Annotated in this window: 16 protein-coding genes and 1 CRISPR repeat array (1 of these 17 only partly in view); of the genes, 10 read left to right on the forward strand and 6 right to left on the reverse strand. The window is 71.0% G+C overall.

The features are described from left to right. The first annotated feature begins 163 nt into the window (after positions 1–163). Together HNR16_RS16860 and HNR16_RS16865 are read left to right on the forward strand one after the other, a co-directional pair. Complete coding sequence (locus HNR16_RS16860; protein ID WP_158038997.1) at positions 164–1,720, forward strand: sensor histidine kinase; 1,557 nt, start codon at positions 164–166, stop codon at positions 1,718–1,720. Between the two features lie 33 nt (positions 1,721–1,753). Next, positions 1,754–2,491 (forward strand): response regulator, encoded by a 738-nt coding sequence (locus HNR16_RS16865; protein ID WP_158038998.1) that lies wholly within the window; start codon positions 1,754–1,756, stop codon positions 2,489–2,491. Positions 2,492–2,817: 326 nt separating this feature from the next. Here HNR16_RS16865 and HNR16_RS16870 read toward each other — a convergent pair whose 3' ends face one another. The 6 genes from HNR16_RS16870 to HNR16_RS16895 form a co-directional block, all read right to left on the reverse strand. Continuing rightward, complete coding sequence (locus HNR16_RS16870) at positions 2,818–3,684, reverse strand: MBL fold metallo-hydrolase (RefSeq protein WP_158038999.1); 867 nt, start codon at positions 3,682–3,684, stop codon at positions 2,818–2,820. Continuing rightward, the gene (locus HNR16_RS16875) at positions 3,681–4,715 is read right to left on the reverse strand and encodes an ABC transporter ATP-binding protein (protein ID WP_158039000.1); all 1,035 of its coding nucleotides are present in this window, start codon (positions 4,713–4,715) and stop codon (positions 3,681–3,683) included. Before HNR16_RS16875 ends, HNR16_RS16870 begins: the two co-directional genes overlap by 4 nt. Continuing rightward, a complete protein-coding gene (locus HNR16_RS16880) occupies positions 4,712–5,488 on the reverse strand; it encodes an ABC transporter permease (RefSeq protein ID WP_158039001.1) in 777 nt (258 codons plus the stop codon). The genes HNR16_RS16875 and HNR16_RS16880 overlap by 4 nt, the downstream gene beginning before the upstream one ends. After that, positions 5,485–6,447, reverse strand: coding sequence for an ABC transporter permease (locus HNR16_RS16885; RefSeq protein WP_158039002.1), 963 nt, complete (start codon positions 6,445–6,447; stop codon positions 5,485–5,487). The genes HNR16_RS16880 and HNR16_RS16885 overlap by 4 nt, the downstream gene beginning before the upstream one ends. Further along, the gene (locus tag HNR16_RS16890; protein WP_158039003.1) at positions 6,447–7,511 is read right to left on the reverse strand and encodes an extracellular solute-binding protein; all 1,065 of its coding nucleotides are present in this window, start codon (positions 7,509–7,511) and stop codon (positions 6,447–6,449) included. The genes HNR16_RS16885 and HNR16_RS16890 overlap by 1 nt, the downstream gene beginning before the upstream one ends. A gap of 177 nt (positions 7,512–7,688) precedes the next feature. Next, entirely contained in the window at positions 7,689–8,711 is a 1,023-nt protein-coding gene (locus HNR16_RS16895; protein WP_179558324.1) for a LacI family DNA-binding transcriptional regulator, read from the reverse strand. A gap of 234 nt (positions 8,712–8,945) precedes the next feature. On the opposite strand from HNR16_RS16895, the gene HNR16_RS16900 reads away from it, so the two are divergent. From HNR16_RS16900 to cas2e, 8 genes are all read left to right on the forward strand, one after another. Continuing rightward, positions 8,946–11,894 (forward strand): CRISPR-associated endonuclease Cas3'', encoded by a 2,949-nt coding sequence (locus tag HNR16_RS16900; protein ID WP_158039005.1) that lies wholly within the window; start codon positions 8,946–8,948, stop codon positions 11,892–11,894. Positions 11,895–12,369: 475 nt separating this feature from the next. Next, the gene (gene casA / locus HNR16_RS16905) at positions 12,370–14,145 is read left to right on the forward strand and encodes a type I-E CRISPR-associated protein Cse1/CasA (protein WP_179558325.1); all 1,776 of its coding nucleotides are present in this window, start codon (positions 12,370–12,372) and stop codon (positions 14,143–14,145) included. Continuing rightward, positions 14,142–14,873, forward strand: coding sequence for a type I-E CRISPR-associated protein Cse2/CasB (gene casB / locus HNR16_RS16910; RefSeq protein ID WP_179558326.1), 732 nt, complete (start codon positions 14,142–14,144; stop codon positions 14,871–14,873). Before casA ends, casB begins: the two co-directional genes overlap by 4 nt. A 3-nt stretch (positions 14,874–14,876) precedes the next feature. Continuing rightward, complete coding sequence (gene cas7e / locus HNR16_RS16915; protein WP_158039008.1) at positions 14,877–16,013, forward strand: type I-E CRISPR-associated protein Cas7/Cse4/CasC; 1,137 nt, start codon at positions 14,877–14,879, stop codon at positions 16,011–16,013. Next, positions 16,010–16,828 carry a type I-E CRISPR-associated protein Cas5/CasD gene (gene cas5e, locus HNR16_RS16920; protein ID WP_158039009.1) on the forward strand — a complete coding sequence of 273 codons (819 nt, stop codon included), beginning with the start codon at positions 16,010–16,012 and terminating at the stop codon, positions 16,826–16,828. Before cas7e ends, cas5e begins: the two co-directional genes overlap by 4 nt. 5 nt (positions 16,829–16,833) lie before the next feature. Further along, on the forward strand, positions 16,834–17,538 hold the full coding sequence (gene cas6e, locus HNR16_RS16925; RefSeq protein ID WP_218868477.1) for a type I-E CRISPR-associated protein Cas6/Cse3/CasE: 705 nt from the start codon (positions 16,834–16,836) through the stop codon (positions 17,536–17,538). 54 nt (positions 17,539–17,592) lie between these two features. Next, the gene (cas1e, locus tag HNR16_RS16930) at positions 17,593–18,633 is read left to right on the forward strand and encodes a type I-E CRISPR-associated endonuclease Cas1e (protein WP_158039010.1); all 1,041 of its coding nucleotides are present in this window, start codon (positions 17,593–17,595) and stop codon (positions 18,631–18,633) included. 8 nt (positions 18,634–18,641) lie between these two features. Further along, entirely contained in the window at positions 18,642–19,076 is a 435-nt protein-coding gene (cas2e, locus tag HNR16_RS16935) for a type I-E CRISPR-associated endoribonuclease Cas2e (RefSeq protein ID WP_225737721.1), read from the forward strand. A gap of 71 nt (positions 19,077–19,147) precedes the next feature. Further along, positions 19,148–22,723: a CRISPR direct-repeat array (repeat unit 28 nt; unit sequence GTGCTCCCCGCCCACGCGGGGATGAGCC) (it continues 3,472 nt past the right edge of the window).

Genomic DNA, 22,723 nt, shown 5'->3' on the forward strand with positions numbered 1-22,723 from the left:
CCCCTCAGCACGCGCCGGGGCGCCGCGACGGCACATTGCGTGCCGGAGCGTGGGCGCACCGCGCCGTCGCGGGACCGCCTTCCCCGCGCGGCCCGGTGACGCCCCGGGGGAGCTCGCCCGTGCGGCCGATCCCGCGCGCGGGAGCACCCGTTACCGTGTCGGGATGAGCACGAACGAGACCCGGCCGCAGCGACGGCGCGACGCGTTCTGGAACCGGCTCACGGGCGTGGGCGACGGGGTACCGGACGACTGGGTGCGGCCTCGAGAGTGGCGGCGGCACCTGCCGTTCGACCTCCTGATCGCGGCGCTGCTGACCTCCGGCATGGTCGTCTCGGCCTACACGTACGATCTGCTCTACGTCGCGCTCGATTCGGGGCGCGACGCGTCGCCGCTGTGGGCGTCGATCGTCGTCCCGCTCCTGTTCTTCGCGGGCCTTGCGGGCCGGCACGCCGCACCGATCCTGTCGATGGTGCTCGGCAGCACGGCGTTCACGATCGGTCAGCTCGCGCTGTACAACGACAACCTCTTCACGCAGGTCGCGTGCTTCTTCCTCATCTACTCGGCCGGCGCGTGGAGCGCGCACCGCGTCGCGGTCACGGTCATCCGGCTGATCGCGCTCGTCGCCGGCACCGTGTGGGCACTCGGTTCGTACTCGTACTCGTTCTCGAGCTTCCCCGCGGCGGACCCGAACGCGGACCTCACGCCGCTCATCGTGTCGTTCACCTTCTTCACCGGCATCATCAACGTGCTCTATTTCGGTGCGGCGCTGCTGTTCGGTTCGAACGACTATCGACGCGCCGGACGTGAGGAGGTGTTGCGGCGGCAGAGCATCGCCCTCACGGAGCAGGCGAACGCGCTCCTCGAGGAGCGCCGGACCGTCGCGCAACAGGCCGTCCAGCTCGACCGCGTCGCGATCGCGCGCGAACTCCACGACGTCGTTGCCCACTACGTATCGCTCATGGGGCTGCAGGCGGCGGCGGCGCGGCGGAGCCTCGCCAAATCGCCCGACCGGGCCGAGCGTGCCCTGCTCGAGGTCGAGTCGTCGGCGCGCACCGCGATCGCGGAGCTGCAGGCGATGCTCTCGACCCTGCGGGACGACGAGCGCGATGCGGGCGGGAGCGCGACCGATGCGCCCTCGACGCGAACGATGGATCGGATCCCCGAGCTCGTCGAGGAGCTGCGTTCGGCGGGCATGGTCGTGAACGCCGAGGTCGTCGGGCGAGCCGGTGAGGTCACGCCCGTCGTCGGCACGGCCGCCTACCGCATCGTGCAGGAGGCGCTCACGAACGCCCGCAAGCACGCGGGGGCTGCCACGCTCATCGACGTCCGGCTACGTTACCTGTCGACGAGCGTCGAGGTCGAGATCACCGACACGGGCGCCTCGGGCGGGTCGGCGCCGCAGTCGGTCGGCACCGGTCGCGGCATCACGGGCATGCGCGAGCGCGTGCTCGCCGTGGGCGGGGTGATCGAGGTCGGCCCGCGGGCCGAGGGCGGGTTCCGGGTGCGCGCGCGGCTGCCGCTCGTCACGGCGGTGGGGGCGACGGGCACGGCGCCGGGAGCCGGGGGCACGGCGAAGGTCGTCGACGGGCCGACCGAGCGCGCCGCGGGCTCCGTGGATGCGGGCGACGACGCGAGCAGCGAGCCGCGTGCGACGGATGATGTGCAGGTGACACACGGTGTTCACGCGACGGAAGCCGACCCGTCGTCGACCGGCACCTAGACTGACCGACGACAGCGGGCGAGAGGGCGACACGTGAACGACGACGATCCGATCCGGGTGCTTCTGGTCGACGATCACGGGCTCGTGTTGACGGGCTTCCAGCTCATCCTCGAGGCCGAGGACAACATCGAGGTGGTCGGCCAGGCGTCCTCGGGCAGCGAGGCGATCGTGCTCGCCGACCGCCTTCGCCCGGACGTCGTCTGCATGGACGTGCAGATGCCCGGCATGGACGGCATCGAGGCGACGGCGCACATCATGACCGAGCAGGCGGCCCCGCCGCGCATCCTCATGCTGACGACGTTCCACGACGAGCAGGCGGTCCGCGCCTCGCTGCGGGCGGGTGCGAGCGGGTTCGTGCTCAAGAACTCGCCGCCCGAGACCCTCATCGAGGCGATCAACGTGCTGCACTCGGGCGATGCGCTGCTCGATCCGCAGGTGACGCGCGGCGTGATCGAGGCGATGCGGCTCGCGGGCGACGCCCCGACGGCAAGCGATGCCGTCGACACGGCACCCGCCCGGGCCGACGCCGCGGACGTGACCTCGGGCTCGGACGCCGCGCTCGACGTGCTCACGGAGCGTGAACGCGAGGTGCTGCTGCTGCTCGCCGAGGGGCTGAGCAATGCGGACATCGCGCAGCGTCTGTTCGTGTCGGACGCGACGATCAAGACGCACGTGTCGAACGTGCTCTCGAAGCTCGGGGTGCACGACCGCATCCATGCCGTCATCTACGCGTACGAGCGGGGTGTCGTCGCGCCGTCCGGTCGAGGCTGACGGGCTCGACGCCCGGCGGCGAGGCCCCGGAGGATCGCGCGCGACGACGCTCTCGCGGGTGCCGGCACCCCCGCGGGTGACGGTGCTCTCGCGGGTGCCGGCACCCCCGCGGGTGACGGTGCTCTCGCGGGTGACGTGGCCTCTCGCGGGCGACGTGGCCTCTCGCGGGTGACGGGCCTCTCGCAGGTGACGGGGCGCTCGCGGGTGACGGTGCCCCGTAGGCGACGGCGCAGCGCGGACGATCCGCGAGCGACACGGCCCATTCGGCACGGTCGGCGCGAACACCCCGGCCGCGATGGGGTCTCCCCGTCGAGGCCGAGGCGTGATCAGGCGACGCGGACGCCGGGGGCGGCGAGCACGATCGGGCCGTCGAACCGCTCGCGGGCGCGGCGCACCGACTCGGCACCGTCCTCGGGACGGGACAGGTGCGTGAGCACGAGCGTGCCGACGCCCGACTCGGCCGCGATCGTCCCCGCCTCGGCGGGCGTGAGGTGGCCGTGGCCGCGGTCCTCGGGCGCGGGCTCGTCGAGCCACGTCGCCTCGCACACGAACACGTCGGCTCCGCGTGCGGCGTCGCGGAGCCCCGGGCAATCGCCCGTGTCGGACGAGAACGTGTAGCTGCGATCGCCGACGCGGAACCGCAGTGCGGCGGAGGGCACGGCGTGCCGGGCGGCGAAGGACACGAGCTCGGCGCCCGGCAGTCGGATCGACGTCGTCCCGTCCATCGGCATGGCCTCGAGCACGAACGACTGCGATACGGGCGCGTTCATCGTCGAGAGGGTCGGGATGCCGAACAGCGCGTCGAACGCGGCCACGCTCGCGGTCGCCCCCTCGGGGACGAGCAGCGGGAGGGGCGGGAGCACCTGCGGGAACGTCCACCGGTACGCCCAGGCCATGAGGTCGAGGCTGTGGTCGGCGTGCAGGTGCGTCACGACGAACGCGCGGATCGCGTCGAGCGGATAGCGCGACGTGAAGGCGGCCATCGTGCCGGGGCCGGCGTCGACGAGCACGAGTCCCTCGTCGGTGTGGAGCACGTAGCCCGAGGCGGGGCCCGCGGCGTTCGGTGCGGTGGCGTTCGCGCCGAGCACCTCGAGGATTCCGGTTACTCCGGGCGCCTCGGGCGCCTCGGGACGCGGGGCGACTGCGGCCCGGGTGTCGTCCGGCGTGGGCGTGGCGCTGGTGTCGTCGCTCATACGAGGTGCACCGCCTCGGGGGGGAGTGCGAGGGCGACCGTGCCGCCGACCGTGACGGGCCCCTCGGCGAGCACGTCGCACTCGACGCCGTCGCCGAACGCGACCCGCAGGCGCGTCGTGTCGCCCGCGAACTCGGCCGCCGTCACGGTCGCCGCGACGGTGCCGGGCTCGTCGCCGGGAACGATCGTCAGGCTGTCGGCGCGGACGAGCAAGCGGCCGGGCGCCTGCGGTGCGAGCCGGGCGGACGGGTCGAAGCGCCAACGACCGTCGAGCGCGGTCGGCACGTCACCGTCCCACGTCACGTCGAGCAGGAGTGCACCGGCGAGGAAGTCGGCGACGAACGCGTTCTCGGGTGCGTTCCACAGCTCGGCCGGGACGGCGTGCTGCACGAGTCGACCGCGTTCGAGGGTCGCGATGCGGTCACCGAGCGCGAGGGCCTCGCCCTGGTCGTGCGTGACGATGATCGTCGTGTAGCCCGCGTCGGCGATGAGCGCCGCGAGCTCGCGGCGCAGGCCGCCGCGAAGCTGCGGGTCGAGCGCCGAGAGCGGCTCGTCCATGAGGACGAGATCGGGGTCCACGGCGAGGGCCCGGGCGAGCGCGACGCGCTGCCGCTGGCCGCCCGAGAGCGCGTCGGGCCGTCGCTGCGCGAATTCGGTGAGGCGCGTCAGTTCGAGCATCTCGTCGACGCGCTCGGCGATGTGTGCCTTCGCGGCGTGCCGGGCGCGCAGCCCGTAGGCGATGTTCTCGTTCACCGAGAGGTGGGGGAACATCGCGTAGTTCTGCGGCACGAGACCGATGTTGCGCTGGGCGGGCGAGAGGCGCGTGACGTCCCTGCCGCCGATCGTGACGCTGCCGGTCGCGACGGGCACGAGGCCCGCGATCGCGCGCAGGAGCGTCGACTTGCCGCAGCCGCTCGGGCCGATGAGCGCGAGCACCTCGCCCGCGGGCACCGACAGGGTGATGTCCTGGTTGGCCCGCGTAGAGCCGTAGTCGACCGCGATGTTCTCGATCGCGAGACCTGCTGTGGTCATTGGGATGCTCTCCGTGAGGAGCCGATGGTGCGTGACCAGGTGATGAGCCCGATCACGAGTGCGGCGCAGAGGATGAAGATGATGGTCTCGGCCGAGGCGAGCTCGAGGCGCCTCGTCTGGTAGGCGTCGAAGAGCGCGAACGGCGCCATGGGCGTCGCGGGCGGGTTGACGAAGAACGACACGTTGAACTCGCCGAACGAGAGCGCGAACGCCATGCCGCTCGCCTGGATGATCGCGACCGCGGCGGCCGGGATCGTGACGCTCCAGAGCGTGCGGAACGGGCTCGCGCCGAGGCTGCGGGCCACCTGCTCGGTCTCGAGCAGTTCGCGCGAGCCGAGCACGGGGACGAGCGCGGCGATCGTGAACGGCAGGGTGAACAGGATGTGGCCCGCCACGAGCAGCAGGCCGCTCGGCCGGAGCGCCGCGAACGTGCCGATGAGGGCGATGGAGATCGCGATGCCGGGGACGGCGAGGGGCACGTTCGCGAGGTACACGGCGATCCTGGCGAACGGCGAGGTCGTGCGGGACACCCACCAGGCGAGCGTGCCGCCGAGCACGAGGTTCGCCAGCAGCACGATGATGCCGACGAGCACGCTGCGCATGATGCTCGGCGCGAGCAGCACCCACGCCGCGGCGAGCCAGTCGAGCGTGATGCCGCCACCGTAGGCGCCCTTCGAGAAGTCCACGCTCGTCGCCGCGACGAGCGTCGCGAGGAAGGGCAGGAGGACGATGCCGAGGACGATCCAGGTCCAGATGGGGCGCTGCCGGGTCATGCTCTGCCTCCCGTCGTGACGGCGGGCGCCTCGCCCGCGGTGAGTGTGGTGGGGTCGCCCGTCGCGAGGGCCGCCCCGCCGCCCGCCGCGAGGGACGCCCCGCGGCGGGAGACGGGGGCGGATCCGCCGCGCCGCAGCCAGGCGGAGCCGAGCTGTCCGAGCGCGAGGAACACGATCGAGAGCAGGCCGAGGACGACGGCCGTGGCGGAGGCCGCGGCGACGTTGTAGCCGGCCGTGCTGAGCTGATCGACGACGTCGAGGGGCAGCAGGCGGATGCCCTGCGAGAGCGTCGCGATCGTGCCGTAGCCGCCGAACGCCGTCGCGAGGGCCGTGCCGGAGCTCTCGATGACGGCGGGCAGCAGCAGCGGCCACGTGATCGTCCGGAACACACGCCATCTCGGCGCGCCGAGCGAGCGCGCCGTCTCGGTGAGTGCCGGGTCGAGTGCCTGCGCGGCGCCCCGGAGCGGCCCGATGACGCGGGGTAGCGAGAAGTACACGTAGGCGAGGAGCACGCCGGGCAGGAGGTACGCCATGCCCGCGACCCCCGGGAACACACGGGCGAGGAGCCCGGTGTTCCCGATGAGCACGATCGCGAAGAAGCCGATGACGGTGCCCGGGAGGGCGATCGGCATCGTCACGAGGGCGTCGGCGATCGTCGAGCGCTTCCCGGCCCGCTCACGCTTCGCGAGTTCGAGCACGAACGGCACGGCGATCGCGATCGTGATGAGCACCGACATGACCGACACGAGGATCGAGTTCCCGAGCGATCGCTGCAGGGCGGGCGTCGTGAACACGCTCAGGTAGTAGTCGAACGTGAACCCGGCCTGCTCGGTGAGGCCCGTCTCGCCGATGCCGAGCGAGTTGCGCACGAGCACCGCGAGCGGTGCGACCGCGAAGACGAGCAGGAAGAGGCACGCGGGGAGTGCGGCGATCCAGCCCAGTCTGGCGTCGGGCCGCATCACTGCCCCACGCGGGACGTGAACTGCTCGACGAAGTCGGCCTGGACGGCGCCCTGCTTGAGGTAGTCGATCGTCGCGGCGCGCTCGTAGTCGGCGGCGGGCAGCATCTTGTCGGCCATGGCGGCTGGGATGTCGCCGATGACGGGGCGCATGTAGCCCTCCGCGAAGAGCGATTGCCCCTTCTCGGAGAAGTAGAAGTCGAGGAGCTTGTCGGCGTTGTCGCCGTGGGGCGCACCCGCGACCTTCGCGACGACGTAGGGGATCTGGAGGGAGCCGTCGCTCGGGATGACGACCTCGACGTTCACGCCCTCGTCGCGCAGCTGGTAGCCGTTGAAGTCGGTGTCGACGAGGATCGGGATCTCGCCCTGGCTGACCTTGGCGGTCGCGGTCTGTGCGGGCGTGACGGCGCCGTTGTCCTTGAGCTTGGAGAGGTATTCGAGGCCGTGCTCCCAGTTGTCGAGGTCACCGCCGTGGGCGAGGTTCGCCGCCGTCGCGACGGAGTAGCCGACCGCGGCCTGCGACGGGTCGAGGTAGCCGACCTTGCCCTGGTACTCGGGCTTGAGGAGGTCGTCCCAGCTCTGCGGCACGGGTGCGCCGTCGAGGTAGTCGGTGTTGACGATGAACGCGACCGTGCCGGTGTGCACGGTGTACCAGGAGCCGTCGGCCGCCTTGAGATCGGCGGGGATGTTCTCGACGCCCGCGGGCGTGCTGGGCTGGATGAGTCCGCCCTGCGAGAGCTGGTCGGCGAACGCGATGCCCGTGTAGGCGACGTCCGCGACGGGCGCGGCCTTCTCGGCCTGCAGGGCCGCGAGGGTCTGGCCCGAGTTCTTCGGGTCGTTGGGGGCCTGGATGCCGGTGTCGGCCGTGAACTCGCGCAGCACGTTGCCGAAGTTGCCCCACTGCTCGGGGGAGTTGTACGTGATGACGATGTTGTCGCCCGTGGCGCCGGTCCCGGCGCCTCCGCCCGCGACCTCGTCGGCGGCGTTCGTGTTGCCGCACGCCGCGAGCGAGAGCACGAGCGCCGCACCGAGCGCGATGGCGCCGGCCCGTCGGATTCCTGACATGGCGGTGTCCTTTCTGAGGTTCCAAGATCACCTGCGGGGAACAGACTGACGTTTGCCAAATCGATTTAGCAACGTGTCGGACGCGTCGTCGCCGAGTCTTCAGTGAGCCTCCGTCGACAGGTCGCGAAGGGTTCACGAAAACGTCACCGAAGACGTCCGTGGGGTGGGGCGGAGGGACTACGCGTGCGTGTCGGCGCTGTCGGCGCTGTGGTCGGCGACCGACGAGCCGGCGACGAGTGCGGTGGGCAGCAGGCCGTTCCGCGGTCGTCCGCCGTCGAGCAGCGTGACGAGTGCGCCGGCGGCGGCGCGACCGACCTCGCGCCGGTCGACGCCGATCGTCGTGAGCGGCGGCGCGAGGAGTTGGCTCGTGGGGATCGCGTCGTGCCCGATGACGCTCACGTCGTACCCGATGCGCAGTCCGCGCTCGCGGGCGGCGACGTACACGGCGGATGCGGTGTAGTCGGAGTTCATGAGGAACGCGCGGGGCCCGTCGGGGCGGTCGAGGAGTGCGCCGATCGTGTGTTCGATCGCGTCGAAGGTGAGCCAGCTCTCGACGAGTTCGCCCTGCATGTCCCACGCGTCGCACAGTTCGGTGAAGCGTGCGGCGCGATCGGTGTCGGCCTGCAGCGCGACGGGGGCGCCGACGAAGGCGACGCGGCGGTGCCCCAGGCGACGGAACTCACCGAGTGCCTGCTCGACCGCGAGCGGACCGTCGGGGCCGATCGTCACGAACTCGTCGTGCGGTGCCGAGTTGAGGAGCACGAGGGGTGTGCCGGGGGCGTGCTCCCGCCACCAGTCGAGTGCGGTGCCGCCGCCGATGGGTGCGATCGCGAGGCCAGAAACGCCGGATTTCGCCATGCGCTCGACGGCCGTGTGCTCCTGGGTGTGGTCGTACTCCGACTCCATGATGAGGAGCGTGGCACCGCTCTCGGCGCACACGTCGTCCATGCCGCGGATGACGTCGAGGAAGTAGCTGTTCGGCAGGTTGCGGACGACGAGCCCGAACGTGGCGGTGTTGCCGGTCCGCAGGGCGCGGGCGGTGGGGTTGGGGGAGTAGCCGAGCTCCTGCGCGATCTCCTTGACCCTCGCGGCGGTTGCCGCCGACACGCGGCCCGTGCCGTTGAGCGCCATGCTCGCCTGCGCGCTCGAGATCCCGGCCGCTCGCGCGACGTCGCGCAACGTCGGCCGCCTGTCCCTCATGGCACGCCACCCTAGCGGGCCGGGGTCCGGTGCATCGTGACGTGCCGGAGCAATGGTGACGTGCGCGAGTGCCACGTGGCATCGTCGCGAAAATGTGTGCCGCATCGTGTCGGGCGGTCCGAGTGTCCGGGGGTGGTGTGACACTTCGAGTGATCGCACGGCCGGCTGCGATCACCGCGACGAGCCCCCGCGTCGCGTCCAGGGGTCCGGTCGTGAACAGGAGCCGTTCGCATCATGTCGTCCACCCCCTCGACCACCACCACATCCGCCGCGGTGCGTGCACTCTGGGCCAAGTCACCGACGGGTGACGAGAAGCCGTTGGCGCTTCTCACGCACCTCGCGGACGCGTGTGAAGTGGCCGAGCTGTACTGGCACGAGTTCGCATCACAGCGCCTGCGCGACCGCACCGCCGCCGTGCTCGGTGGCGACGAGCGACTCGCGCTCGTCCTTGTCCGGTGGCTGGCGGCGGCACACGACACGGGCAAGGCGACACCGAGCTTCGCGGGACAGGTGCCGTCGCTGCGCGAGCACGTGGAGCGTGGCGGGTTGCCGCTCCTCGACGACCCCAAGGCGAACAGCGAGCTGAGGCACGAGCTCGCCGGGGCCGAGCTGTGGACGGAGCGTCTCCGGGCACGCGGGTGGAAGCGAGCCACCGCGAGCTCGTACACCTCGATCATCGCGGGCCATCACGGTACGTTCCCGGAGAAGCCGCGGCTCCTTTACGCAGCGAACGACCGGCACTTCACCGGGCGTGGCAAGGGTGAGTGGCGAGCGGTACAGGCGCAGGTGATGGACGCCGTCGAGCGCATCGCCGGCATCGCTGCCCGCGACTTCGAGGCCCTCGCCGGGGTCGAACTGCCGGTGCCACTCCAGCTCCAGCTCACGGGGGTCGTGATCCACGCCGATTGGATCGCGAGCGACGCGAGCAGATTCCCGCTCGGACGTCCCGATGGGCCCGGAGTCCCCGACGGGCGCGATTCGAGAACGCGTGCGGTCGAGGCGTGGCACGATCTGGCGCTGCCGGCCGCATGGCGGCTCAGCGGCACCGACGAGTCGATCGACGAGCGGTATCGTCACCGGTTCGCGTGGTCGGACGATCTCCGACCGCGTCCGGTGCAGCGCGCTGCGCTCGAACTCGCCGAGGAGGTCGCGCCGGGCCTCCTCGTCGTCGAGGCGCCGATGGGGACGGGGAAGACCGAGGCGGCGCTCGCGGTCGCCGAGGAGTGGGCCGCACGCTCCGGTGCGAGTGGCATCTACGTGGCTCTGCCGACGATGGCGACGAGCGACGCGATGCTCGATCGCGTGCTCGAGTGGGTGGGCCGTGTGCCGGGCGCGGAGCGAGCGAGCGTGTTCCTCGCTCACTCGAAACGGGCATTCAACGCGACCTTCTCGGCGTTGCCCCGGACCGCGTGGCAACGGACCCGAGGTGACAGCGACGCGTGCGACGAGCACGCCGCCGTCGCGGAGTGGCTGACGGGGAGGCGTCGCGGGATCGCGGCGAACGTCGTCGTCGGCACCGTCGATCACGTCCTGATGCTCGCGCTACGGTCGCGCTACTCGGTCCTTCGGTACGCGGCGCTCGCGGGCAAAGTCGTCGTGATCGACGAGGTGCACGCCTCCGACACCCGTATGCTCGCGTTCCTCGAACGCGCGCTCGAATGGCTTGCGGCGAGTTCCGTTCCCGTCATCCTGCTCTCGGCCACGCTTCCCGGGGAACTGCGTGAGCGACTCGTCGCCGCATACGAGGAGGGGGTCGGTGCGCGCACCCGCGCTCGTTCCGCGCGGACCGGGGCGCCGACCCGAACGACGGTTGAGCCGCGGGCGGCCATCGGGGGCACGGCAGGGGCGGCCACCACTGGGGTCGGCGGTGTGACTGACGAATGCGGGCACCCCGGCGGCGAATCCCAATCCCCGTATCCGCTCCTGACAGCCGTGGGTGGGAACGGTGGCCGACACGTCGTCGCACCCGGGTCGCGGGGAGTGCCGCGAACCTCGGTCCGGTTGGAGCCGCTCGACGACGACCTCGACCTGCTCGTTCGTGTGCTGCGCGAGCGAACTCGCGACGGCGGTTGCGTCCTCATCGTGCGGAACACCGTCGCTCGTGCGGTCTCCCTGTTCGAGGCGCTGCGGGCGGACCCGGACCTCGGACAGGACGTGACGCTCGCCCACTCACGATTCATCGGGCCGGATCGTGCGGCCAATGATGCCGGGCTCGTCGACCGCTTCGGCCCGCCCGCAGCGGGGCGCGAGCGCCCCGGCGGCGTTCGTCCGGCGATCGTCGTCGCGACACAGGTGGCCGAGATGTCACTCGATGTGGATTTCGACCTGCTCGTGAGCGACCTCGCACCCGTCGACGCGGTCCTCCAACGCATCGGGCGTCTGCACCGCCACGCTCGCGCGCACAGGCCCGCACCGCTCGTGGAAGCCAGCTGCCTCATCACCGGCGTGACCGACTGGCAGGCCTCGCCGCCCGCGCCGGATCGGGGCGGCGTCCGCGTCTACGGTGCATCGGCACAGCTCCGAGCGGTGCGCGCCTTCTCGCCATACCTCGAGCCGACTGGCCCCGCGGTGCGGCTGCCGGACGACATCGCACCGCTCGTGGCGCGCGCGCACGAAGCGGTCGCGGACGACGAGGCGGCGTGGCTGGATGCCGTCTCCGAGGCGGACCGGGAGGCGCACGCCGCTCGCGCGGAATCGCTCGCGGCCGCGGAGGGCTGGCGGATCCCGGCCCTCTCCGAGGCCCGAACGCTGGCCGGATTCAGTGCGCACGCACTCGATGATCGGAACGAGCAGATGGGCTACGCGGCCGTCAGGGACGGGGAGGAGACGTTCGAGGTGTTGCTCCTGTCGCCCGGTGACGACGAGTCGAGCCTTCGAACCCTTCCGCGTGACGGCGAACCGGGTGTGCTGGTCTCGATCACGTCGATGCCCTCCCCGAGTGACGCACTCGCGGCCGCCGCGTGCTCGGTTCGACTGCCGGCATGGGTGTGCGTCGGCGCCGGAGGTGACCGAGTGATCGAGGCGCTCGAACGGAACCACTTCCCGGCGTGGGACCAGAGCCCCCACCTTCGCGGACAACTCGTGATCCGCCTCGACGCACACGGTAGCGCCGAGGTGGCCGACTACACGGTGCGCTACGACGCCGTCCGGGGGCTCGAGGTGACGCGTGCGGAGCGATCGTGAGCAGGCGGCTCGTCCCCTCGGTCGACGCAGGAACGTCGACCGAGGGGTGTGCCCGCGGTGCCACCTGATGCCGACCGGGGTCCCGACGTGGCGGGAGCAGGTCGCAAATGACCACGAGCTACGGCTCATCGCGGCAGCGCCGCGAACACGGATCGACACGCTACCTGTCCAAGTCGAGTCGAGCACTACCGTGAGCCGGAACCCTGACAACTAACTAGCTAGGGGTAATTTGAAAATACAGTTCATGGTTGCGCCGGCGAATGAGATCATGTCAGAATCGTCTTGGCCCCGTCGCGAACCCGTTTCGCCGGGCGATGTTCCGGTGTGCGCGCTTCCCCCGCGTTCCTCTCGCTCGTCGTCTCAAGAAGGAGACCCTCGTGTTCCCAACCGCTCGACATCAGTTCGCGTCGGCTCGCGTGTGTGGCATCCCGCTCACGCGCCCTCGTCTCACGCGCGCCCCCCAGGCGGGGCAGCCGTGAGCCCCGAGGGGGTGGTGGCCGCGCCGTCACCCCGCTTCAACCTCGTCGATGAGCCGTGGATCAGTGTTCGCCTGCTCGACGGGTCTCTCGAGACCGTGTCGCTCGACGGCGTCTTCCGGCGTGCCGGGCAGATCCGCGAACTCGCCGGCGACATCGGCCTGCAGGACTTCGCGCTGTTGCGACTGCTGTTGGCCGTCGCTGAATCCGCACTTCGCGACGACACGCGCGAACCGGTCGAGCTGTGGCAAGCGCTGCGTGCGGAGCCGGGCGCGCTCGCGGCGGCGACGACCGACTATCTGACGAGGTGGCGCGAGCGTTTCGAGCTGTTCGATCCTGCTCGGCCGTTCTTCCAGGTCGCAGGCCTGTCGACGGGCAACGAACAGTTGTTCCCACTCGAACGGCTCGTCGTCGACGTGCCCAACGACGTCGACAAGCAGTTCTTCACGACGCGTGCCGGTGTGGGGCTGCGTCGGCTCGGGTTCGGTGAGGCGGCGCGGTGGCTCGTGGCCGCGCAGCAGTACGATCCATCCGGCATCAAGACCGGGGTACTCGGTGATGCTCGCGTGAAGGGCGGCCGCGGGTATCCTATCGGCACCGCGCCGGCCGCGGCGATCGGCGGGATCGCCCTCAACGGCGAGAACCTCGAGCACACCCTCCTGCTGAACCTCGTGCTCGGTGAGACCGAGAACGGCGTGCGAGTGCGTTCCGACGCCGACATCCCGGCCTGGGAGCTGGGCGTGTCACCCGGTCCGGGCATTCGGCTCGACGAGCACGGCAACCAGGCGGTTCCGGCGGGGACGGTCTCGCTCTACACCTGGACGAGTCGCCGCATGCTGCTGCAGACGGACGGTTCCGAGGTCATCGGGTGTCTCATCGCCAACGGTGACCCGTTCGACCCCACCGGGCGGATCGGTATGGAGCAGATGACCTCATGGCGACAGACCGCGGCGGACCTCAAGTCGAAAGCGCCGCCCGTGCTCCGCGCGCGTCGCCATGACGCGGAGCGGGCACTGTGGCGAGGTCTTCCCGGCGTGACGGCGCGTCCTCACGGGACCGAACTCGTCGGCTCGACGACACGTGCGAGCGTCGCAGCCGGGGTCATCCGCTGGAACGCACTGCTGCAGTACGAGGAGCTCATCGAACCCGACGAGCTCGTCGAAGTCCGCGCGTACGGCCTCAAGCTCGACGCGAACAGCGCGATCGTCCAGGACGTGTTCGAGGACCGGATCTCGCTGCGCTCGGCACTGCTCTCGCAGAAGAATCCAGAGCTCATCGCTGCCGCCGAGCAGGCCGCGCGTGACACGGAATCGGCCGTCTACGCACTCGGGCGACTCGCCCAGCGTATCGCCGACGCCGCCGGGAACCGCGACTCGGAGGTGCGTGGCCGGGCGTCGGCCGCCGGTTTCTTCGCCGTCGACGGTCCGTTCCGACAGTGGATCGTCGAGGTCGGCCCCGAAGCCGACCGCGAGGCGATCGTGCGCGAATGGCACGAGACGGCGCGCGCGATCCTCCTCCGGCTCGCACGGGACCTCGTGGAGCAGTCACCGCCCGCGGCGATCATCGGCCGCGCGACCTCCTTCGGACAAATGAGCACGCCGATCGCGGAACGTCGTTTCCGGTACGACCTCGACGCGGCGTTCCCGCTCAGCGCCGCGGCGAGCGAAGCCCGTGCCCGCCGCGAGGAACGAGCACGAACGACTCCTGCCGGTGCGGGGAAAGCGCGCCGCTCAGGGAACCGGACCACCCCAGAAGACACGGAGGTGTCGTCATGACCATCGCATCCGACAACGCGGCGGCCACGCCGGAGCGACCGGCCGTCGGCCGGTATGCCGAACGCGGCGCCGTCGCGCACGCCGTCACCTCGGCGATCGCCCACATCACGCGCGGCGGCGAGACCGCCCGTTCGCGAGCGGCACTCGCGCGGCTCCGGCAGAGCATCGGGCGCCCGATCGGCTCGGTACCGGAGACGTGGGAGTTCGTGATCGAGTTGCCCGCCGATCTCACGAAGTATCCGACGAGCGACCCGGCCGCGGGGCAGAGCGGCGCGTCAGCCGCGGAACTCGCCGTGAACTCGGCACTCGGTCTGTGGGCGCTCCACCAGCAGAGTACGAGCACACCCGCGCACGAACACGACGCCCGCTTCGGTGCCGCCGTCCGCCGACTGGAGCGAACCCTCGGCGCCGAGACCGACACGACGAGCCCCGTGCAGCGTCGCTTCACCGCACTCGTCCGGTCACGCACCGTTGCCGGCGTGCTCGTGCACGCCCGGGGGCTCGTGAGTCAGATGCGCGACGTACGAAACGGGGGTGTGTCCTTCGACTACGGACTGTTCGCCGAGGACCTGCTGCGACTGCAGAACCCCCGGACGGCGAACCGTGTGCGCCTTGACTGGGGCCGCGCCTTCCAGAACTCCGTCGCCGACTCCGTCGCCGACGAATCCGCATCACCGAACACCCCCACCAGCGACGCGTCCGTGGACGCCACCACCGAGGAGCACTGAGCCATGCCCGAGAAGACCTTCATCGACATCCACCTCATCCAGACCGTCCCATTCTCCAACCTGAACCGCGACGACACGGGGAGCCCCAAGACCGGCACGTTCGGGGGCGTCACACGAGCCCGGGTGTCGAGCCAGGCCCAGAAGCATGCGGTGCGCGACACGTTCGCGGTGCAGCTCCCCGCCGAACAGCTCGGCACCCGCTCGAAGCGGTGGCCGAAGATCGTCAGCGACCGGATCGGCGACCTCGCTCCCGAGATCGACGCGGAGGTTCGTGCCGAACTCGCGAAGGCGGTGCTCGAGGCCGTCGGATTCAAGATCCCCGCCGTGAAGGCGAAGAAGGACGAGGAGGCGCCGGAGCCGCAGACGCAGTACCTCGTGTTCCTCGGGAACCGCCAGCTCGATCGGCTCGCGCAGGCCGCGGTCGAGTCGCACCGAACGGGCGAGAAGCTCGACAAGAAGCAGCTCAAGCCGCTCGCCGACACCGACCAGGCCGTCGATATTGCGCTCTTCGGACGCATGCTCGCCGACGCGGCCGACCTCAACGTCGACGCTGCGGCACAGGTCGCGCACGCCGTGAGCGTGCACGCGGTCGACAACGAGTGGGACTTCTTCACGGCCGTCGACGACGAGGCGCCCGCCGACAACCTCGGTGCCGGCATGATGGGCACGATCGAGTTCAACTCCTCGACGCTCTACCGCTACGCCTCCGTCAACGCACGGGCGCTCGCGTCGAGTCTCGGTGACACCGCGAACGCGGCGCAGGTCGTGGGTGCGTTCGTGCGCGCGTTCGCGACGACCCTGCCCTCGGGGAAGTCGAACACGTTCGCGAACTTCACGCTGCCCGAGGCGATCGTCGTGACGGTGCGTCGCGATCAGCCCGTGAACTTCGTCGGGGCGTTCGAGACCGCGGTGGTCCCCTCCGCCGACGGCCGCTCGCGGGCCGAGGTCACGGCGACGCGGCTCGCGTCCTATGCCGCTGACGTCGAGCAGGCGTATGGAAACCCCGCCGTCGCGAGTTACGTCGTCCGCCTTGGCGAGGCGACGGCGGCGCTCGACGCGATCGGCGAGCGGACGTCGCTGCCAGAACTCGTCGCGAGCCTGGAGCGCGTCGTCGGGGAACGTCTCACGGAGCACGCATGAGCGTCCTGCTGCTGAGGTTGGCCGGTCCGCTCCAGGCATGGGGGGTGTCGAGTCGCTTCGAACGACGCGACACGAGGCACGAGCCCAGCAAGAGTGGCGTGCTCGGCCTCGTCGCGGCCGCTCAGGGGCGCCCGCGTGATGCCGAACTCGACGACCTCGGTCTGCTCCGCTTCGGTGTGCGCGTCGACCAGGAGGGGACCCTCCTGCGCGACTACCAGACCGCCCGCAATCCCGGATGGGCTAACCCGAAACTGTCGTATCGGTACTATCTTTCGGATGCCGTGTTCGTCGCCGGTCTCGAGGGGGAGCGCCAGCTTCTCGACTCGATCGCCGGAGCGATTCGGAGCCCCGAGTTCCCGCTGTATCTCGGTCGCCGCGCGTGTCCGCCGTCGAGGCCGCTCGTGCTCGATCTCGTCGACCAGGACCTCGATGCGGCCCTCTCGGATGCGCCGTGGCAGGCTGCCGATTGGTACTGCGCTCGCAGGCCGGGCACGGTGCGTCTACGTACGGTGCGTGATGCGCGGCCGGGGGAGCGGGGGATCGAATCGGTTCGCGACGTCCCCGTGAGCTTTTCGCCGGAGCGGCGCGAGTACGTGTGGCGGGATGTCGTCGAATCGTGGGTGCAGGTGCCGGGGGCCTCTACGGAGGTACCGGACTCCGACGGCTCCGGTGGCGAGCTCGTCGTCGACTCGGCCACTTCGGACGGTTCGGCCGTTGCGTCCGATCGTCCCGCGGATGTCACCGCCGCGGATATGCGGGCATCGGGTCCCCCGTCACGGCCGAGCCGTGCCGATGCGTTCGACGAGTTGATCTAGGAGGCATGATGTTCTTCACGAGGATGGCGCTCAACGGCGCACGTCGCGGTGCGGGGCGGCTGCTCGCATCCCCGCAGCTCATGCACGCGGCGGTACTGGCATCGTTTCCACCGCGACCGGAGGGCGAGGCGTCTGAGGGGCGCGTGCTCTGGCGGGTCGACGTGGACGGTCCGCACCGCTGGCTCTATGTCCTGAGCCCGGAACGGCCCGACCTGACCGCGGTCGTCGAGCAGGCGGGGTGGCCGCTCGCCGGCACGTGGGAGACGAAACCGTACGATTCGCTGCTGGACCGGGTGCGGCTCGGTGGCGAGTACCGGTTCGCGCTCGTCGCCAATCCTGTGCGGGATGTCCGCGTGGGTCAGCGTCGTTCCAAGCGGTTGCCGCACGTGACGGTCGCGCAGCAGGAACAGTGGCTTCGTGAGAAGTCCGTGCGAGCCGGTTTCGAGCTACTCGCGACCGATCGAGAGGTGCTCGACGCCGCAGGCGCGGTTCGCGTCGACCGGGTCGAGGAACTCGCCGTTTCGGAGCGACGGGATCGGGTGTTCAGGCGCGGCGACGGCAAGGTCACATTGCGGACCGCGCGCTTCGATGGGCTGCTCCGCGTGACGGATGCGGACGCGTTCCGACGGGTGCTGTGCTCGGGCATCGGCCCCGCGAAGGGATACGGATGCGGCCTGCTCACCGTGCAGCGGATCGCGGCTGACGCGTGAGACGCGAGTGGCGCTGTTCGAGGCGGCGGAGCCGACGGTGATGGGAGGACGCTGATGGGGCGTGCGCCGGGGCCTCGGCCACCGGACCTGGCGGAACTGTTGCGGGCGGAGGACCGGCTCTCGTTCCTCTACGTGGAGCACGCGATCATCAGTCGCGACGGGAATGCGGTGACGATCACGGACGCCGACGGAACGATCCATGTGCCGGCGGCCGGGCTGGGGGTGCTCCTGCTCGGTCCAGGGACGAACGTGACACACCAGGCGATGGTGACGATCGCGGAGAGCGGCTCGACCGTCGTCTGGGTGGGGGAGCGGGGCGTGCGCTACTACGCGCACGGCCGTTCGCTCACGCTGGCGTCACGTCTGATCGAGGCGCAGGCGAAGGTGTTCGCGAACCAGCGATCGCGGCTCCGGGTCGCGCGGCGCATGTACGAGATGCGGTTTCCGGGTGAGGACGTCTCCCAGGCGACCATGCAGCAGCTACGCGGACGTGAGGGCGCGCGCGTGCGCCGCATCTACCGAGAGCATTCGGTGCGAACCGGTGTGCCGTGGGTTCGGAGGGACTATCGCGTCGATGATTTCGACGCGTCCGATTCGATCAATCTCGCGCTCTCGGCCGCGAACGTGTGCCTCTACGGGGTCGTGCACGCGATCATCGTGGCGATCGGGTGCAGCCCCTCGCTCGGAATCGTGCACTCGGGTGAGGTGCGCTCGTTCGTGTACGACATCGCGGATCTCTACAAGACGGAGGTGTGCGTGCCGACCGCGTTCGACATCGTGGCGAGAGGCGACTCGGACGACCTCGAACGCGATGTCCGCAAGGCGGTTCGTGATCGCCTCGTCGACGGGGCGCTCATGCGTCGATGTGTTGGGGACATCCGGGCGTTGCTCGCGTTCGGCCTGGACTCCGATGGGTTCGACGGCGACGAGCCGGGGGACGGGGCCGATGCCGGCCTGTGGGACGGTCGCGACGGTGTCGTTTCCGGCGGAGTCAACTACTCGAGCGGTGCGTCGGCGACGTGGCCGGGCTCGCGTGCCGCAGATGACGAGCTCGAGCTGCCGGAGGCTGATGTGATCGATGGGGAGGCGACGTGATCGTTCTCGTGCTCGCCGCGTGCCCCGCCGGTCTCCGCGGACAGTTGACCAGGTGGTTGATGGAGATCGCGCCGGGTGTGTTCGTCGGCCGCGTCTCACGCCGAGTGCGCGAGCTGCTGTGGGCGCGGGTGGTGGAGCTGAGTCGTGACGGGAGGGCCATCATGGTGTTCTCCGCTCGCAATGAACAGCGTCTCGACTTTCTCGTCCATCGCAGCGAGTGGGTCCCCGTGGAACGCGACGGGTTGCAGCTCATTCTTCGTCCGTCGCTGGACGGGCCGAAGCGTGCCGTGGGCAGGGGCGTGGTCGCCGGTGGGGTGGAGGGGGATGCCGCTGCGTCGTCCGCGAACTCCGTCGACGAGAATCCTCGTCGTGGTTGGAGCAGGGCGTCTCAACGGCGCATCGCGGCGCGGCGCCGAGGCGGCCGACGAGCGGAGGATTCGTGAGCCGCCTGCGGGGCCCGCGGAAAGTGATGCTGGAACCAGGATTCGGTACGATAAACACCTGATCAAGAAGTGTGCTCCCCGCCCACGCGGGGATGAGCCCTCTCTGGAGGAGCTATGACCATCAACATTCGCGTGCTCCCCGCCCACGCGGGGATGAGCCCCTCACGCTCCGGGCGTGGACGTCGGGGTCGGCGTGCTCCCCGCCCACGCGGGGATGAGCCCCGGCCGAGACCGCTATCGATCCCGGACCCGACGTGCTCCCCGCCCACGCGGGGATGAGCCCCCGTACTCGTCCGACGAGAACGTCGCGGCCGAGTGCTCCCCGCCCACGCGGGGATGAGCCGCTCTCCTACCGACACGCCCGAGATCGAGGGGTGTGCTCCCCGCCCACGCGGGGATGAGCCCCCCGCCGGCACGACGCAGTGCCGGCAGATCCAGTGCTCCCCGCCCACGCGGGGATGAGCCGCCGGCCACTCGTGATCTCAGACGCTTCGTGCGGTGCTCCCCGCCCACGCGGGGATGAGCCGTCCTGATCCGTGCTCCCGGCTGTGACACCAGCGTGCTCCCCGCCCACGCGGGGATGAGCCGAGGCGATGCAGGAGGTCGCCGAGGGCGCTCTCGTGCTCCCCGCCCACGCGGGGATGAGCCCGCTCACCTCACTAGCACCAGCCGCGAGAGCAAGTGCTCCCCGCCCACGCGGGGATGAGCCGAACGCTCCCGCGGCCATGAGCACGACGGCGGCGTGCTCCCCGCCCACGCGGGGATGAGCCCCGGACGCGCTCGCCCCGCTTATGCGCATCGTGGTGCTCCCCGCCCACGCGGGGATGAGCCCCGGACGCGCTCGCCCCGCTTATGCGCATCGTGGTGCTCCCCGCCCACGCGGGGATGAGCCTCAAGACCGAGTTCCCGGCCCACTGCAGGACCGGTGCTCCCCGCCCACGCGGGGATGAGCCCCTGAGCATTTCGTCTTCCTCCTGTGTGCTGTCGTGCTCCCCGCCCACGCGGGGATGAGCCGCGGCTGGAGACGGCTCGTGACTCGGCCGCTGAGTGCTCCCCGCCCACGCGGGGATGAGCCGTTCATGACGCTCGAGGCCCGGAGCCGCCCGTTGTGCTCCCCGCCCACGCGGGGATGAGCCGTAACGGCGTGACGTACGGGATCGCGGCCGCGGGTGCTCCCCGCCCACGCGGGGATGAGCCGCCCGACCAGATCGCCGAGTACCGCGCGTTGCGGTGCTCCCCGCCCACGCGGGGATGAGCCCCCGTCGGCCCGACATACACGGGCTCAGCACCGGTGCTCCCCGCCCACGCGGGGATGAGCCGCAGGCCGCGGTCGCGCCCGTTAACTTCGTGATGTGCTCCCCGCCCACGCGGGGATGAGCCTCTGTGCCCGGATCGAGTCGAACGTCGTCGCAGGTGCTCCCCGCCCACGCGGGGATGAGCCCAGCTACGGCTACATGGCGCCGTCCGTCACGCTGTGCTCCCCGCCCACGCGGGGATGAGCCCTACGAGTTCAAGATGCTCGAGTCGATCCTGGGGTGCTCCCCGCCCACGCGGGGATGAGCCGTACTACCCAATGAAGTACTACCCATTGAAGAAGTGCTCCCCGCCCACGCGGGGATGAGCCCCGGATATCGCGCCCGACGATGACCTGCTCGGCGTGCTCCCCGCCCACGCGGGGATGAGCCCCGGATATCGCGCCCGACGATGACCTGCTCGGCGTGCTCCCCGCCCACGCGGGGATGAGCCCGGCGACGACGACGGGATCAGGTCGACCGTGAAGTGCTCCCCGCCCACGCGGGGATGAGCCCGCGTCGCGCACCTCCGCGGTCTCGGGTGTCTCGTGCTCCCCGCCCACGCGGGGATGAGCCCCCTACCCTAGCGAGCATCGCCAACGCCATGGGGTGCTCCCCGCCCACGCGGGGATGAGCCCCTCACGCTCCGGGCGTGGACGTCGGGGTCGGCGTGCTCCCCGCCCACGCGGGGATGAGCCCGAGCCGGTGGAGTCCGCGAAGCCCGCGTCCGCGTGCTCCCCGCCCACGCGGGGATGAGCCGCCGATGATCACCGACGTCGGGTCGGCGTTCTCGTGCTCCCCGCCCACGCGGGGATGAGCCCCACCGCGAGATGCAGAAGTGGCGTCGGCTCATGTGCTCCCCGCCCACGCGGGGATGAGCCCCCTGCTCGCGCAGCACCCGGAACAGCCGGTTCGTGCTCCCCGCCCACGCGGGGATGAGCCCACGGTCAACAGCGCGGGCGGGTCGTACGTGACGTGCTCCCCGCCCACGCGGGGATGAGCCCATCGAGCGGGGCACAGATTGCCACCGCAATTCGTGCTCCCCGCCCACGCGGGGATGAGCCCCAGCACAAGAACGTGCTCGGCCTGATCCGCGAGTGCTCCCCGCCCACGCGGGGATGAGCCGTGGACTGACCTCGCGGGCAGTGGCCTCGCGGAGTGCTCCCCGCCCACGCGGGGATGAGCCCCCGCCCACCGCCGACGTCACCGGCGACAGGAAGTGCTCCCCGCCCACGCGGGGATGAGCCGCGGGTGCTCTCGTCGATGCCCCGGCCGGTGACGTGCTCCCCGCCCACGCGGGGATGAGCCCTCCGCCGCGACGACCTCGACCCTCGGCGACGCGTGCTCCCCGCCCACGCGGGGATGAGCCGTACATGGACACGCTTGGGCTGACCCCGTCTATGTGCTCCCCGCCCACGCGGGGATGAGCCGGTGGCGGCGTGATGCACGAGACGCAGGAGGCCGTGCTCCCCGCCCACGCGGGGATGAGCCCGAGGGTGCGTGGTTGTACCCGTCCGGCGTGAAGTGCTCCCCGCCCACGCGGGGATGAGCCCCGCCGCGCGAGGATCGTGCGGAACGACTCCCCGTGCTCCCCGCCCACGCGGGGATGAGCCCAAGGCCCGGCCCGGCGTGTACCCGGGCAGGACGTGCTCCCCGCCCACGCGGGGATGAGCCCCGGGGTTCCATCGGAAGGCGAGGTGGTCGCACGTGCTCCCCGCCCACGCGGGGATGAGCCCGCGGTGCTGGTCGAGTGGGACAAGGCCGCGGAGGTGCTCCCCGCCCACGCGGGGATGAGCCCGGTCGAGATCTTGGGGATGTGGAAGTGTGCGCCGTGCTCCCCGCCCACGCGGGGATGAGCCCGTGTCGAGGTCGTCGGTGGTGAGCGTGTCGGTGTGCTCCCCGCCCACGCGGGGATGAGCCGCGACATGAGCGGCGCCGACGCATTGAACTGGTGTGCTCCCCGCCCACGCGGGGATGAGCCCACCGCCTCACCACCGAGACGAGCCCAGATCCCGTGCTCCCCGCCCACGCGGGGATGAGCCGTCGGACGTGTCGGCGAACATGGTCGTCGGCCGGTGCTCCCCGCCCACGCGGGGATGAGCCTCGGTTCGGCTTGATGTGGCGGCGGCCCCATCCGTGCTCCCCGCCCACGCGGGGATGAGCCTCCACGGGAGGTGTCATGTCCGGAGCGGGATCGGTGCTCCCCGCCCACGCGGGGATGAGCCCCCGTCAGCCCGTCCCCCTCGATCCCGAACCCGGTGCTCCCCGCCCACGCGGGGATGAGCCCCTGTTCGTCCCGGGGTCGACCCGCGACGCGATGTGCTCCCCGCCCACGCGGGGATGAGCCCTCGAAGG

Source organism: Pseudoclavibacter chungangensis, assembly GCF_013410545.1.
GTDB lineage: Bacteria > Actinomycetota > Actinomycetes > Actinomycetales > Microbacteriaceae > Pseudoclavibacter > Pseudoclavibacter chungangensis.

Coding starts and splice junctions, on each gene's coding strand:
- HNR16_RS16890 (WP_158039003.1), bottom strand. CDS start 7,511: ATGTCAGGAATCCGACGGGCCGGCGCCATCGCGCTCGGTGCGGCGCTC.
- cas7e (WP_158039008.1), top strand. CDS start 14,877: ATGCCCGAGAAGACCTTCATCGACATCCACCTCATCCAGACCGTCCCA.
- HNR16_RS16900 (WP_158039005.1), top strand. CDS start 8,946: ATGTCGTCCACCCCCTCGACCACCACCACATCCGCCGCGGTGCGTGCA.
- HNR16_RS16875 (WP_158039000.1), bottom strand. CDS start 4,715: ATGACCACAGCAGGTCTCGCGATCGAGAACATCGCGGTCGACTACGGC.
- cas1e (WP_158039010.1), top strand. CDS start 17,593: ATGGGGCGTGCGCCGGGGCCTCGGCCACCGGACCTGGCGGAACTGTTG.
- cas6e (WP_218868477.1), top strand. CDS start 16,834: ATGATGTTCTTCACGAGGATGGCGCTCAACGGCGCACGTCGCGGTGCG.
- casB (WP_179558326.1), top strand. CDS start 14,142: ATGACCATCGCATCCGACAACGCGGCGGCCACGCCGGAGCGACCGGCC.
- HNR16_RS16860 (WP_158038997.1), top strand. CDS start 164: ATGAGCACGAACGAGACCCGGCCGCAGCGACGGCGCGACGCGTTCTGG.
- HNR16_RS16885 (WP_158039002.1), bottom strand. CDS start 6,447: ATGCGGCCCGACGCCAGACTGGGCTGGATCGCCGCACTCCCCGCGTGC.
- HNR16_RS16870 (WP_158038999.1), bottom strand. CDS start 3,684: ATGAGCGACGACACCAGCGCCACGCCCACGCCGGACGACACCCGGGCC.
- cas5e (WP_158039009.1), top strand. CDS start 16,010: ATGAGCGTCCTGCTGCTGAGGTTGGCCGGTCCGCTCCAGGCATGGGGG.
- HNR16_RS16880 (WP_158039001.1), bottom strand. CDS start 5,488: ATGACCCGGCAGCGCCCCATCTGGACCTGGATCGTCCTCGGCATCGTC.
- HNR16_RS16895 (WP_179558324.1), bottom strand. CDS start 8,711: ATGAGGGACAGGCGGCCGACGTTGCGCGACGTCGCGCGAGCGGCCGGG.